The following is a 12,209-nucleotide window of genomic DNA, read 5'->3' as shown; positions in this document are numbered from 1 at the left end:
CGTCAGTCCGCGCGTACGGCCAGTGCCAGGAAGCGGGCGTCCTCGTCGGCGTAGGACGTCATGCGCCAGCCCGAACCGGCCAGCAGCGGCCGCAGGTTGTCCTCCGCGCGGAGGTCGTCGGGCGTGATCCGGCGTCCCTGGCGCGCGGCGAGTGCCGCCCGGCCGATGGGGTGGAAGAGGGCGAGGAGGCCGCCGGGACGTACCACCCGGCGCAACTCCCGCAGGTTTCCGGCAGGGTCGGGGAGGTGCGCGATGAGACCTGCGGCGAACACGGCGTCGAGCGCCCTGGACCTCAGCGGCAGCGTGCCCACGTCGGCGAGCAGCAGCCGTCCGTCCCGGTCCCGTCCGGCCCGTACGGCGGCCTCCAGCATGGCCGGAGTGAGATCGGCTCCCACGACGAGCCCGGACGGCCCCACGGCCGCACGCAGCGGTGTCAGAGCCCGGCCCGTGCCGCACCCCGCGTCGAGCACACGGTCGCCCTCGCGCAGCCCCAGTGCGGCCACCCCGGCCGCGTAGGCGGGGCCGTCGTCGGGGAACCTGCTGTCCCAGTCGGCGGCACGGGCGCCGAAGAACTCCCGGACGTGCGTGTGGTCATCGCTCATGTCCCGCATACTCCCTCACCGCGTGGGATGACGCCGCTGTGCGCACGTTCGAAAGTGAGCCGATCCTTCAGGCGTCCGGGTGCGTCATAACCCGGCATCTTTCGAAACGCGCCCCCTGTGTGCATCCGTGCCCCTCTAGCGTGCCGGGCTCATGGGACACCTGGACCACGCCACCTTCGGCTGGCTGACCCCGGTGCTGTCGTACGTGATGGCCTGCACCGGATCCGCCCTGGGACTGCGCTGCACCGTGCGCGCACTCGCCGCCACCGGGCGCTCGCGCCGCAACTGGCTCATCACCGCCGCCTCCGCGATCGGCACCGGCATCTGGACGATGCACTTCGTGGCCATGCTGGGCTTCGGCGTGAGCGGCACCGACATCCGCTACGACGTGCCGCTGACCATCCTGAGCCTGTTCGTCGCCGTAGCCGTCGTGTGCGCGGGAGTCTTCGCCGTCGGCTACGGCCGCGACCGCAGGCGCGCGCTGGCCGCCGGAGGGCTCACCACGGGCCTGGGCGTGGCGAGCATGCACTACCTGGGCATGGCGGCGGTACGCCTGCACGGCGACGTGCGCTACGACCCGGCGCTCGTCGCCCTGTCCGTCGCGATCGCGGTCCTCGCGGCCACCGCGGCCCTGTGGGCCGGGCTGAACATCCAGTCGCCGCTGGCGGTCACGGTCGCCTCTCTGGTCATGGGCGCCGCCGTCAGCAGCATGCACTACACCGGAATGTTCGCGGTCAGCGTGCGCGTCACGCCGTCCGACGCGGTCCTGCCCGGGGCCACGGCGATGCAGTTCATCTTCCCCCTCGCCGTCGGCCTCGGGTCCTACCTCTTCCTGACCTCGGCGTTCGTGGCGCTCTCACCCACCGCGCGGGAGAGCGAGGCGTCCGCGTCGGCCGCACGGCCGGCCGGCGGCACGGTCCGCTGACAGGACGGCGGGCGACCGCCCGGACGGCACAGAGCAGGACCACTCCCGAGCGAGGAGCCATGCGAACATCACGCAGGACGCCCACAGGAGCCAGAACTCCCGCCCCCCGGCCCGCCCCGCCCGCGCCTCCCGGTCCGGTCCGCGGACGCCGGGCGCACGCGGGACCGCCGGCCGACGAGGACCACGACGGCGTCTTTGACGGCACACGGGAACGCGCTCCCGCGCGGGCGCCGCGAATCCGGCTGCGGCCGCGCACCGTCCGCGCCAAGATCGTGTCCCTGCTGATGGTTCCCGTCGTGTCCCTGCTCGCCCTGTGGGCGTACGCGACGGTCGGCACCGCTCAGGACGTCTCCCGGCTGCGGCAGGTGCAGCGTGTGGACACGCAAGTGCGGACACCGGTCGCCCTGGTCGTCGCCGCTCTCCAGGACGAACGGTCGGCCGCGGTGCGCTATGCCACCGATCCCACAGCAGAGGGCGCCGCCGACGTGAGGAGCCTCGCCGGCCGCACGGACCAGGCGGTGGCCAAGCTCCGCCTCGGCCCCCACGACACCGTCGCCGCATCCGGAGAACTCCCCGCCGGGACCGCACGGCGCCTGGAGACCTTCGTCACCGGCGTGGAGAACCTCCGGACCCTGCGCACCGGTGTACTCGCCCGGCGCGTGGGCTGGGACGAGGCGTACGGCCAGTACACGCGCACCATCTCCACCGGCTTCCAGGCCGTCGGGGCGCTCACCGGCGTCCAGGACGCCGGCCTCGGGTCCGACGCGCGCGTGCTGCTCGAATTCGCCCGCGCGGGAGAGGCCCTCGCCCAGGAGCACGCGGTGCTCGCGAGCGCCCGCCCGGCCGCGGGCCTGGACGGGGAACGGCTCAGGGTGTTCACGGAAGCCGTCGGCACGCGCAGGACCCTCACCGACGCGGCCGGAGCCGACCTGAGCCTCTCCGATCGCGCGGCCTGGCGGCGTCTGGCGGCGAGCGGCGACTACAGCGCCCTCGGTGCCGTGGAGGACAGGCTGCTCGCCGCGGGCCCGGGACGGCGGGCGGCCGACGCGGACACGCGGGCGGACTGGGAGCGGGCACACGCGCGCGTGCAGGACGGCATGCGGGCCATCGAGGCGGACGCGGGCCGGGAGGTCGCCGACCGCGCCGACCCGTTCACCCGCGGCCTGCTCACCCCGGCGGGCGCGGCGGTCCTCCTCGGCCTCGCCGCGGTCGCCGCCTCCCTCGTCATCTCGGTCCGCATCGGACGCGGCCTCGTCGTCGAGCTCGTGGCCCTGCGCAACAGCGCCCTGGAGATCGCCCGCCGCAAACTGCCCGACGCGATGCGCAGGCTGCGCGCCGGCGAGGAGATCGACATCGACGCCGAGCAGCCGCCCGGGCCGCCCGCGGAGGACGAGACCGGAGAGGTCGCCGAGGCCCTCGGCACGGTGCACCGCGCCGCGCTGCGGGCCGCGGTGGAACGCGCCGAGCTCGCCGACGGGATCTCCGGCGTCTTCGTCAACCTCGCCCGCCGCAGCCAGATCCTCGTCCACCGCCAGCTCACCCTGCTGGACAGCATGGAACGGCGCTCCGAGAACCCCGACGAGCTGAGCGACCTCTTCCGGCTCGACCACCTCACCACCCGTATGCGCCGGCACGCGGAGAGCCTGATCATCCTCTCGGGCGCCGCACCCGGCCGGGCCTGGCGCATGCCCGTCCCGCTCACCGACGTCGTCCGCGCGGCCGTCTCCGAGGTCGAGGACTACGCGCGCGTGGAGGTACGCCGGCTGCCCGAGGCCGCCGTCACCGGGACCGCCGTCGCCGACCTCACCCACCTCCTCGCCGAGATCGTGGAGAACGCCGCCCAGTTCTCGCCGCCCCACACGCGCGTGCGCGTCACCGGGGAGCCGGTCGGCAACGGCTACGCCGTCGAGGTGGAGGACCGCGGCCTCGGCATGGGCAAGGACGCACTGGCCGAGGCCAACCGCCGCATCGCCCAGTCCGAGGCGCTCGACCTCTTCGACAGCGACCGGCTCGGCCTCTTCGTGGTCAGCAGGCTCGCCGCGCGCCACGACATCAAGGTGCACCTGCGGCCCTCGCCCTACGGCGGCACCACCGCGGTCGTCCTGCTGCCCACCGCCCTGCTGCACGGCGGCGCCGCGGAACGCACCCCACGCGGGTCGGTGGAAGGCGAGCCGCGACGGGAACGCGAACCCGCGCGTGCGCCCGTCACCGGCGAACGGCACGAATCCGTCCAGGCACCGCCCGTCCGGCCCGCCGTGACCGCCTCGGCGCCCACCCCGCGGCAGGCCACGGGCGGCCCGCCGCCCCCGGCGGTCACCGACCTGCGCCGGCACCGGCTCCCGGAGGACCCCGCGCGGTCCGACGGACTCCCACGGCGCGTACGGCAGGCGAACCTCGCCCCCCAGCTGCGCGCCCAGCACACCGACCGGCAGGACGACACCGGCAGCCCCCGGCAGGACGACGGCCGCACGCCCGAACTCGTACGCGACCGCATGGCCGCGTACCGCGAGGGATGGGCCCGCGGCGGGGGCAGGCTGCCCGGACGCGGCGCCTTCCCCGGGGACGACGCAGACAGCGACGAAAGGGACCCCGCATGATCCAGGACCCGAGCTCCAGGGGCGCCGCCCGGCGTTCCGGCGAACTCGACTGGCTGCTGGACGACTTGGTGATGCGCGTACGCGAGGTGCGGCACGCGGTGGTGCTCTCCAACGACGGGCTGGCGGTGGGGTCGTCCAGCGACCTCGAGCGCGCGGACGCCGAGCACCTCGCCGCCGTGGCCTCCGGCTTCCACAGCCTGGCCAAGGGCGCCGGCCGGCACTTCGGCACCGGAGGCGTACGCCAGACGATGGTGGAGATGGACGACGGCTTCCTCTTCGTGGCGGCCGCAGGGGAGGGATCCTGCCTCGCCGTCCTGACCGCCGTCACGGCGGACATCGGCCTGGTCGCGTACGAGATGGCGCGGCTGGTCAAACGTGTCGGCGAGCACCTTCACACCCCGCCGCGCGCCGACGCGCGGCCACCCGCCGCGGGATGAGACGAACGGCGGCCCGCGCGGATGACCGAGCACATGAAGGGCGCCCCGCACCAGCCGGGCAGCCAGTGGTACGACGGCGAGGCCGGACCGCTCGTCCGCCCCTACGCCATGACGGGCGGACGCACCCGGCCGGGACCGACCGGTGTGCCGCTCGACCTGATCGCCCTGGTGACCCTCGATCCGGCCGCGTCCGGCATGGACGACGACCCGTCACTCGGGCCCGAGCACCGGGCCCTGACGGATCTGTGCCGAGCCGAGACGCAGTCCGTGGCCGAACTCGCCGCGGGCACCGGCCTGCCCGTCGGAGTCGTCAGGGTCCTCATCGGCGACCTCCTGGAACGCGGCCGTGTCACCGTCAGCCGCCCCATCCCGCCCGCGCGCCTTCCCGACGAGCGGATCCTGCGGGAGGTGATCGAAGGACTGCGGGCGCTGTAGCCGCCGCACGGCGGCCGGCGCCCCGGCCCCGGCGGCGAACGCACGCGTCCCCGATGCGCACCCGTCCGGGCACAGAAAGGGCGCGAGTCGGTCGTAAGCAAGATATTGCGGTCGAACTCCTCGCACACGCGCCGAAGTTGTCATGATGCTGACGCACCGGTGCGCGGCACGCCCCACCCACGTCGGCCTTCGCCACCCTCCCCGAGAGAAGTGATCATGGTCTCCGAGCACCCCGACGCCCAGGACGCCGAGCCGGCCCTGGCGCTGAAGATACTGGTCGCCGGCGGATTCGGCGTCGGCAAGACCACCCTGGTCGGCGCGGTCAGCGAGATCAGGCCGCTGCGCACCGAGGAACTGCTCAGCGAGGCCGGTCAGCTGGTGGACGACACGGACGGAGTGGACCAGAAGGTCACCACCACCGTCGCCATGGACTTCGGACGCATCACGATCCGCTCCGGGCTCTCCCTCTACCTGTTCGGCACCCCGGGCCAGGACCGCTTCTGGTTCCTGTGGGACGAACTGGCCCAGGGGGCGCTGGGCGCCGTCGTCCTCGCGGACACCCGGCGCCTGGAGGACTGCTTCCCGGCGGTCGACTACTTCGAGCACCGGCACATCCCGTTCGTGGTCGCGGTCAACTGCTTCACCGGCGCCCGCGCCCACGCCGCCCGGGACGTCTCCCGCGCGCTCGACCTCGACCACGGCACACCCGTCGTCCTGTGCGACGCCCGGGACCGCGACTCGGGCAAGGAGGTGCTCATCCGGCTCGTCGAGTACGCCGGGCGGATGCACACCGCCCGGCTGCTCGACTCCGTCGGCTGAGGGACCACGCCGGGGACGGCCCGGTCCCCGCCCCGCGGGGTCCTCAGTCGGCGAGGTCCTTCACCGCGACCACCTTGTCGACCGCGACGCGCACCAGCAGTTCGCCCGGTACACCGTTGCGGGCGGCGAACTCCTCGGCGCGCTCCTCTCCCATGTAACGTGCGCCGATCCGCGCGGCCCAGTGCCGGACCTCGTCCAGGTCCTCCGACAGCCGGGCGCGGCCCTGCACCACCACGAAGGTGAACGGCGGCCGGTCGTCGTCGACGCACAGCGCGACCCGGCCGTCGCGGGCCAGATTGCGCCCCTTCACGGTCTCCTTGCCGGTGTTGAAGACCACCTCGTCCCCGTCGAGCAGGAACCAGACCGGCGCCACATGCGGGCTCCCGTCGGCGCGTACCGTCGACAGCTTGGCCGTGCGCGTTCCATCGGAGACGAACGCCCGCCATTCCTCATCGGTCATCTTCTGTGCCATCCGACCATCCTGCTTGCCGGGACAGCGGCGGTGGGGAAGGCTTGCGGGAGTTCCTCCGGTCACGGGGAAGACATCACACGGGGAGAGCGCACCATGGCGCAGAACCAGACACTCGGCTGGCTGCTGGACGACCTGACCGAGCGGGTGGAACACGTCAGACACGCCCTCGTCCTGTCCAACGACGGGCTCGTCACGGGGGCGAGCACGGGCCTGCGGCGGGAGGACGCGGAACACCTCGCCGCCGTCTCCTCCGGACTGCACAGCCTCGCCAAGGGTTCCGGACGCCACTTCGGCGCGGGCGAAGTGCGCCAGACGATGGTCGAGTTCGACGACGCCGTGCTCTTCGTCACGGCCGCCGGCGCGGGCAGCTGCCTGTGCGTGCTCAGCGGCGCCGAGGCCGACATCGGCCAGATCGCCTACGAGATGACGCTGCTCGTCAACCGCGTCGGCGAGCACCTCGACGTGGACGCCCGCCGGCCCGGGGAAACGCCACCCACAGAGCTCTGACCTGCTCCTTTTCCCTGTCGTCCGGAGTTTTCCACAGGCTCGCACCGAGATCGCGGCCGACGGCTACGGTTTTTCCCAGGCGAGCGCATCCGGCGCGAGCCCCGCACTCCACGGGGGAGACGAGCATGTCCGGCGACACCATCACGCACGAGGCCGCGGCCACGGCCGCACAGCCCACCGGCAAGCACGAGACGCCCTTCACACAGAGCCGGGCGGCTCGCGAACTGGGCCTCAGGCGCAGCGAGTTCGACCTGGCCGTCCACCTCGGCCACATCCGCACCCTGCCCGACGAGGGCGGAGGCGGCCGCCGCGTGGCGCGCACGGAGATCGAGCGGCTGCGCGCCCAGAAGGGCTTCCCGGAAGCCCTGCGGGAGCGCGTGACGGCCGTGGGCACGGCGGGCGCGACGAAGGTCATGGAGGTGACGGCAGCCCGGTTCACCCGTCTCGCCCGCCTGGGCCTGGTCGTGCCGGTGCACTTCTATCTCAACCGCTACCGCGCCGTGGTCTGGCTCTATCTGACCGACGAGCTGAAGGACTTCGCCTCCGACGCGAAGAACACCGATCTGCTGAACCGGTCCCTGCCGGGAAACCTGCGGGAGCAACTGGAGGCGGGTGTGGACCTGCGTCCGCGCAACTGGCGCGGACGGCACCTGGGATTCCTGCTGCGCCGGGCCGAGGACCCCTGGGAGCGGGCGGCGGCCGTGGCCTCGCTCCTCGACCCGTTCCAGGTGTCGGACATCGTCGGGGACCCCTATGAACGAGCGCATCTGAACCGGTTCCGGCAACTGCCTCCCGCGCACGGCGCACCGGCTTCGCCCGCCGCCCGTCTCGCGGAGCGGATCACCACCGCGCAGGACGCCGACGAGATCGAATGGCTCCGGGCGGACCTGGCACGAGCGGTGGACGAGGCCCGGAATCACTGCCCCGCACCCCGCCCGGCTCCTCGTCCCGCACGGCCGGAGCATCCGGCCGGGGCAGAGCGGCCGCGGGGCCTGCTCGGCAGGTTCTTCGGCAGAAGCACCTGATCCGCCGAGCGAGCCGACTCCCGCCTACACGGCGCGGAACAGCCCCTCCTGGACGACCGACACGAGCATGCGCCCCTCCAGGTCGTAGATGCGCCCGCGGGCCAGGCCCCGGCCGCCCGTCGCGATCGGGGACTCCTGGTCATACAGGAACCACTCGTCCGCGCGGAACGGCCGGTGGAACCACATGGCGTGGTCCAGCGACGCCATGTCGAAGCCCCGCGCGCCCCACAGCGGTTCGACGGGAAGGCGCACCGCGTCGAGCAGGGTCATGTCGCTGGCGTAGGTCAGTGCGCAGGTGTGCACGAGCGGATCGTCGCCGAGCGGTCCGACCGCGCGCATCCACACGGCGCTGCGCGGCTCGGCGTCCTCGACCGCCTCGGCGGTCCAGCGCAGCCGGTCCACGTAGCGGATGTCGAAGGGCTGACGGCGCGCCATGCGCTCCAGCTGCTCGGGCAGCGTTCCCAGATGTTCCCGTATCTCGTCGGTGACCGTCGGCAGCGAGTCCGGCGGCGGGACCTTGCGCGCCGGCGGCAACTGGTGCTCGAAACTCCCCTGTTCAGGCTTGTGGAAGGAGGCGGTCAGGTTGAAGATCGTGCGGCCCTGCTGCACCGCGGTGACCCGGCGGGTCGTGAAGGACCGCCCGTCCCGCACCCGTTCGACCTGGTACACGATCGGCACCCCTGGCCGGCCGGGACGCAGGAAGTACGCGTGCAGCGAGTGCACGGGGCGCTCGCCGTCGGTGGTGCGTCCGGCGGCGACGAGGGCCTGGCCCGCCACCTGGCCGCCGAAGACCCGCTGCAAGGACTCCTGCGGGCTGCGGCCGCGGAAGATGTTGACCTCGATCTGCTCCAGGTCGAGCAGGTCGACGAGTCTCTCGGCCGGGTTCGTCATGAGGGGGACTCTCCAGTGCTCGCGGGTGACCGTCGCCTGCTCACAGCTGGCCGACGTCGGTCACGCGGACGATGGCGCGGCCCTCGGCGTCGGAGGCGGCGAGGTCGACCTCCGCGCTGATGCCCCAGTCGTGGTCGCCGTTCGGATCGTCGAAGATCTGCCGCACCCGCCACAGGCCGTGCTCCGGCTCCTCCTTGATCACCAGCAGCTTGGGCCCGCGGGCGTCCGGACCGGTGCCGAGGTCCTCGTACTCCTCCCAGTACTTGTCCATCGCCTCGCCCCAGGCTTCGGCGTCCCACCCGGACTCGGCGTCCATCTCGCCCAGCTCGTCGACCTGGTCGAGGGCCGCGAGCTCCACACGGCGGAACATGGCGTTGCGAACCAGGACGCGGAAGGCGCGCGCGTTGGAGGTCACCGGCTTGACCTGGTCGGCCTTCTCCTGGGCCTCCTCGGCGGTCATCTCCTCCGGGTTGGCCAGCTGCTCCCACTCGTCCAGCAGGCTGGAGTCGACCTGGCGCACCATCTCGCCGAGCCAGGCGATCAGGTCCTGAAGGTCCTCCGACTTCAGGTCGTCGGGGACGGTGTGCTCCAGGGCCTTGTAGGCGCTCGCGAGGTAGCGCAGCACGATGCCCTCGGTGCGGGCCAGCTCGTAGTAGGACACCAACTCGGTGAACGAAAGAGCCCGTTCGTACATGTCGCGGATCACGGACTTCGGGGACAGCGGATGGTCGCCCACCCAGGGGTGGCTCTTGCGGTAGGTGTTGTACGCGTGGAAGAGCAGCTCCTCCAGCGGCTTGGGGTAGGTGATGTCCTGGAGGCGCTCCATGCGCTCCTCGTACTCGACACCGTCGGCCTTCATCGCGGCCACGGCCTCACCGCGCGCCTTGTTCTGCTGGGCGACGAGGATCTGCCGGGGGTCGTCCAGGGTGGACTCCACGACGGACACCATGTCCAGCGCGTAGGAGGGCGACTCGGGGTCGAGCAGTTCGAAGGCGGCCAGTGCGAACGTGGACAGCGGCTGGTTGAGCGCGAAGTCCTGCTGCAGGTCGACGGTGAGACGAACGATGCGCCCCTCGGCGTCCGGCTGGTCGAGCTTCTCCACGATGCCGCCGTCGAGCAGCGAGCGGTAGATGGCGATCGCCCGCCGGATGTGCCGCAGCTGCTGCTTGCGCGGCTCGTGGTTGTCCTCCAGCAGGTGCCGCATCGCCTCGAAGGCGTTGCCGGGGCGCGCGATCACCGACAGGAGCATCGTGTGCGTCACCCGGAAGCGCGAGGTCAGCGGCTCCGGCTCGGAGGCGATGAGCTTGTCGAAGGTGTTGTCCGTCCAGGCGACGAAGCCCTCGGGCGCCTTCTTGCGGACGACCTTGCGGCGCTTCTTCGGGTCGTCGCCGGCCTTGGCGAGCGCCTTCTCGTTCTCGATGACGTGCTCGGGGGCCTGGGCGACGACGAAGCCCTCCGTGTCGAAGCCCGCGCGGCCGGCCCGGCCGGCGATCTGGTGGAACTCACGGGCGCGCAGGGTCCGCACCCGGCTCCCGTCGTACTTGGTCAGCGCCGTGAACAGCACGGTGCGGATCGGGACGTTGACGCCGACGCCGAGCGTGTCCGTCCCGCAGATCACCTTCAGCAGACCAGCCTGCGCGAGCTTCTCCACCAGGCGCCGGTACTTGGGCAGCATGCCGGCGTGGTGCACGCCGATACCGTGCCGCACGTAGCGGGAGAGGTTGCGGCCGAACTTCGTGGTGAAGCGGAAGTTGCCGATCAGCTCGGCGATCTGCTCCTTCTCTTCGCGCGAGCACATGTTGATGCTCATCAGCGCCTGCGCCCGCTCCACGGCCTGCGCCTGCGTGAAGTGCACGATGTAGACCGGCGCCTGCCGGGTCTGAAGCAGCTCGGTGAGCGTCTCGGTCAGCGGAGTGCGCCGGTACTCGTAGGAGAGCGGCACCGGGCGGGTCGCCGAGCGGACCACCGCGGTGGGGCGTCCGGTGCGGCGGGTGAGGTCCTTCTCGAAGAAGGAGACGTCGCCGAGCGTCGCCGACATCAGCACGAACTGCGCCTGGGGCAGTTCCAGCAGCGGGATCTGCCAGGCCCAGCCGCGGTCGGGTTCGGCGTAGAAGTGGAACTCGTCCATGACGACCTGGCCGACGTCGGCGTGCCTGCCGTCGCGCAGCGCGATCGACGCCAGCACCTCGGCGGTGCAGCAGATGACGGGCGCGTCGGCGTTGACGGAGGCGTCACCGGTGAGCATGCCGACGTTCTCGGTGCCGAACAGCTTGCACAGCTCGAAGAACTTCTCCGAGACCAGCGCCTTGATCGGAGCCGTGTAGAAGGTGACCTCGTCCCGGGCCAGGGCGGCGAAGTGCGCACCCGCGGCGATCATGCTCTTGCCGGAGCCGGTGGGCGTCGAGACGATCACGTTCGCCCCGGAGACCACCTCGATCAGCGCCTCCTCCTGGTGGGGGTAGAGCGTGAGACCGCGCTCCTGCGCCCACGACTCGAAGGCTTCGTAGAGGGCGTCGGGGTCGGCGGTCGGCGGGAGCTGATCGATGAGGGTCACGCCCCCATCTTGCCTGGCGCGATGTCCGAGGCGGGAATCGGCTGCCGGACCGAAGATCACGACCGCTACGCTGTGTCGCCGACGGAGGATCGGCGCACCGGGCCAACTGGGCAGCGGCACGCGAGGAATGGGGCGGGGAACGGCCATGATGGGACCAGCACACTCACTGTCGGGAGCCGCGGCCTGGCTCGGCGTCGGAGCAGCGGCCGCCGCGGCCGGGCACCCGATGCCCTGGCCGGTGCTGCTGTGCGGTGCCCTGATCTGCGCGGGCGCCGCGCTCGCCCCGGACCTGGACCACAAGGCCGCCACCATCTCGCGCGCCTTCGGACCGATCTCGCACGCGCTCTGCGAGATCGTGGACAAGCTCTCCTACGCCGTCTACAAGGCGACGCGCAAGCAGGGCGACCCGCGCCGTTCCGGCGGACACCGCACACTGACGCACACCTGGCTGTGGGCGGTGCTGATCGGCGCCGGTTCCTCCGTGGTGGCCCTCGCCGGGGGCCGGTGGGCGGTGCTGGCGATCCTCTTCGTGCACATGGTGCTGGCGATCGAGGGACTGCTGTGGCGGGCGGCACGCGGCTCCAGCAGCGACGTGCTGGTCTGGCTGCTGGCCGCGACCAGCGCCTGGATCCTGGCCGGCGTCCTCGACCAGCCGGGCAACGGCTCCCACTGGCTGTTCACGGAGCCGGGACAGCAGTACCTGTGGCTGGGGCTGCCGATCGTGCTGGGCGCCCTGATGCACGACATCGGGGACGCCCTGACCGTCTCGGGCTGCCCGATCCTGTGGCCGATACCGGTGGGACGCAGGCGCTGGTACCCGGTGGGTCCGCCGAAGTTCATGCGGTTCCGCGCGGGCAGCTGGGTGGAGCTCAAGGTGCTGATGCCGGTGTTCATGCTGCTCGGCGGGGTGGGCTGCGCGGCCGCGCTGAACTTCATCTGAGGCCC

Annotated in this window: 12 protein-coding genes; 8 read left to right on the top strand and 4 right to left on the bottom strand. The window is 72.3% G+C overall.

Annotation, left to right across the window (positions count from 1 at the left end; all coding sequences use genetic code 11):
• Window positions 1-2 precede the first annotated feature (2 nt).
• Complete coding sequence (locus tag IE217_RS07070; protein ID WP_190176852.1) at window positions 3-602, bottom strand: class I SAM-dependent methyltransferase; 600 nt, start codon at window positions 600-602, stop codon at window positions 3-5.
• Between the two features lie 151 nt (window positions 603-753).
• Between IE217_RS07070 and IE217_RS07065 the strand changes: the two genes are divergently transcribed.
• The 5 genes from IE217_RS07065 (at window position 754) to IE217_RS07045 (ending at window position 5,815) form a co-directional block, all read left to right on the top strand.
• Complete coding sequence (locus IE217_RS07065) at window positions 754-1,527, top strand: MHYT domain-containing protein (RefSeq protein ID WP_190176851.1); 774 nt, start codon at window positions 754-756, stop codon at window positions 1,525-1,527.
• Window positions 1,528-1,586: 59 nt separating this feature from the next.
• Entirely contained in the window at window positions 1,587-4,124 is a 2,538-nt protein-coding gene (locus tag IE217_RS07060) for a sensor histidine kinase (protein WP_190176850.1), read from the top strand.
• Complete coding sequence (locus IE217_RS07055) at window positions 4,121-4,561, top strand: roadblock/LC7 domain-containing protein (RefSeq protein ID WP_190176849.1); 441 nt, start codon at window positions 4,121-4,123, stop codon at window positions 4,559-4,561. Before IE217_RS07060 ends, IE217_RS07055 begins: the two co-directional genes overlap by 4 nt.
• Window positions 4,562-4,582: 21 nt before the next feature.
• On the top strand, window positions 4,583-4,996 hold the full coding sequence (locus IE217_RS07050; RefSeq protein ID WP_190176848.1) for a DUF742 domain-containing protein: 414 nt from the start codon (window positions 4,583-4,585) through the stop codon (window positions 4,994-4,996).
• Between the two features lie 216 nt (window positions 4,997-5,212).
• Complete coding sequence (locus tag IE217_RS07045; RefSeq protein ID WP_190176847.1) at window positions 5,213-5,815, top strand: GTP-binding protein; 603 nt, start codon at window positions 5,213-5,215, stop codon at window positions 5,813-5,815.
• Between the two features lie 43 nt (window positions 5,816-5,858).
• Here the strand turns inward: IE217_RS07045 and IE217_RS07040 are convergent, their stop codons facing one another.
• Entirely contained in the window at window positions 5,859-6,287 is a 429-nt protein-coding gene (locus IE217_RS07040) for a PPOX class F420-dependent oxidoreductase (RefSeq protein WP_190176846.1), read from the bottom strand.
• A 93-nt stretch (window positions 6,288-6,380) separates the two neighbouring features.
• On the opposite strand from IE217_RS07040, the gene IE217_RS07035 reads away from it, so the two are divergent.
• On the top strand, window positions 6,381-6,794 hold the full coding sequence (locus IE217_RS07035) for a roadblock/LC7 domain-containing protein (RefSeq protein ID WP_190176845.1): 414 nt from the start codon (window positions 6,381-6,383) through the stop codon (window positions 6,792-6,794).
• A gap of 125 nt (window positions 6,795-6,919) precedes the next feature.
• Window positions 6,920-7,819, top strand: a complete 900-nt coding sequence (locus IE217_RS07030) for a DUF6397 family protein (protein ID WP_229865079.1) — start codon at window positions 6,920-6,922, stop codon at window positions 7,817-7,819.
• Between the two features lie 24 nt (window positions 7,820-7,843).
• Here IE217_RS07030 and IE217_RS07025 read toward each other — a convergent pair whose 3' ends face one another.
• Window positions 7,844-8,710, bottom strand: a complete 867-nt coding sequence (locus IE217_RS07025; protein WP_190176844.1) for an acyl-CoA thioesterase — start codon at window positions 8,708-8,710, stop codon at window positions 7,844-7,846.
• 40 nt (window positions 8,711-8,750) lie between these two features.
• Window positions 8,751-11,264, bottom strand: coding sequence for a DEAD/DEAH box helicase (locus tag IE217_RS07020; RefSeq protein WP_190176843.1), 2,514 nt, complete (start codon window positions 11,262-11,264; stop codon window positions 8,751-8,753).
• A gap of 145 nt (window positions 11,265-11,409) precedes the next feature.
• Here IE217_RS07020 and IE217_RS07015 point away from each other — a divergent pair, with 145 nt between their 5' ends.
• Window positions 11,410-12,204, top strand: a complete 795-nt coding sequence (locus tag IE217_RS07015) for a metal-dependent hydrolase (RefSeq protein WP_190176842.1) — start codon at window positions 11,410-11,412, stop codon at window positions 12,202-12,204.
• The last annotated feature ends 5 nt before the right edge of the window (window positions 12,205-12,209 follow it).

Origin of the sequence: Streptomyces naganishii JCM 4654 (assembly GCF_014650575.1) — a bacterium.
GTDB lineage: Bacteria > Actinomycetota > Actinomycetes > Streptomycetales > Streptomycetaceae > Streptomyces > Streptomyces naganishii.
Note: the sequence above shows the minus strand (reverse complement) of the source record. Positions and strands in the feature narration are given on the sequence as shown.

What these genes read in the sequence shown, in the direction of transcription:
- IE217_RS07060 (WP_190176850.1), top strand. Translation starts at nt 1,587, where the DNA reads ATGCGAACATCACGCAGGACGCCCACAGGAGCCAGAACTCCCGCCCCC.
- IE217_RS07065 (WP_190176851.1), top strand. Translation starts at nt 754, where the DNA reads ATGGGACACCTGGACCACGCCACCTTCGGCTGGCTGACCCCGGTGCTG.
- IE217_RS07025 (WP_190176844.1), bottom strand. Translation starts at nt 8,710, where the DNA reads ATGACGAACCCGGCCGAGAGACTCGTCGACCTGCTCGACCTGGAGCAG.
- IE217_RS07070 (WP_190176852.1), bottom strand. Translation starts at nt 602, where the DNA reads ATGAGCGATGACCACACGCACGTCCGGGAGTTCTTCGGCGCCCGTGCC.
- IE217_RS07055 (WP_190176849.1), top strand. Translation starts at nt 4,121, where the DNA reads ATGATCCAGGACCCGAGCTCCAGGGGCGCCGCCCGGCGTTCCGGCGAA.
- IE217_RS07040 (WP_190176846.1), bottom strand. Translation starts at nt 6,287, where the DNA reads ATGGCACAGAAGATGACCGATGAGGAATGGCGGGCGTTCGTCTCCGAT.
- IE217_RS07045 (WP_190176847.1), top strand. Translation starts at nt 5,213, where the DNA reads ATGGTCTCCGAGCACCCCGACGCCCAGGACGCCGAGCCGGCCCTGGCG.
- IE217_RS07050 (WP_190176848.1), top strand. Translation starts at nt 4,583, where the DNA reads ATGACCGAGCACATGAAGGGCGCCCCGCACCAGCCGGGCAGCCAGTGG.
- IE217_RS07015 (WP_190176842.1), top strand. Translation starts at nt 11,410, where the DNA reads ATGATGGGACCAGCACACTCACTGTCGGGAGCCGCGGCCTGGCTCGGC.
- IE217_RS07035 (WP_190176845.1), top strand. Translation starts at nt 6,381, where the DNA reads ATGGCGCAGAACCAGACACTCGGCTGGCTGCTGGACGACCTGACCGAG.
- IE217_RS07030 (WP_229865079.1), top strand. Translation starts at nt 6,920, where the DNA reads ATGTCCGGCGACACCATCACGCACGAGGCCGCGGCCACGGCCGCACAG.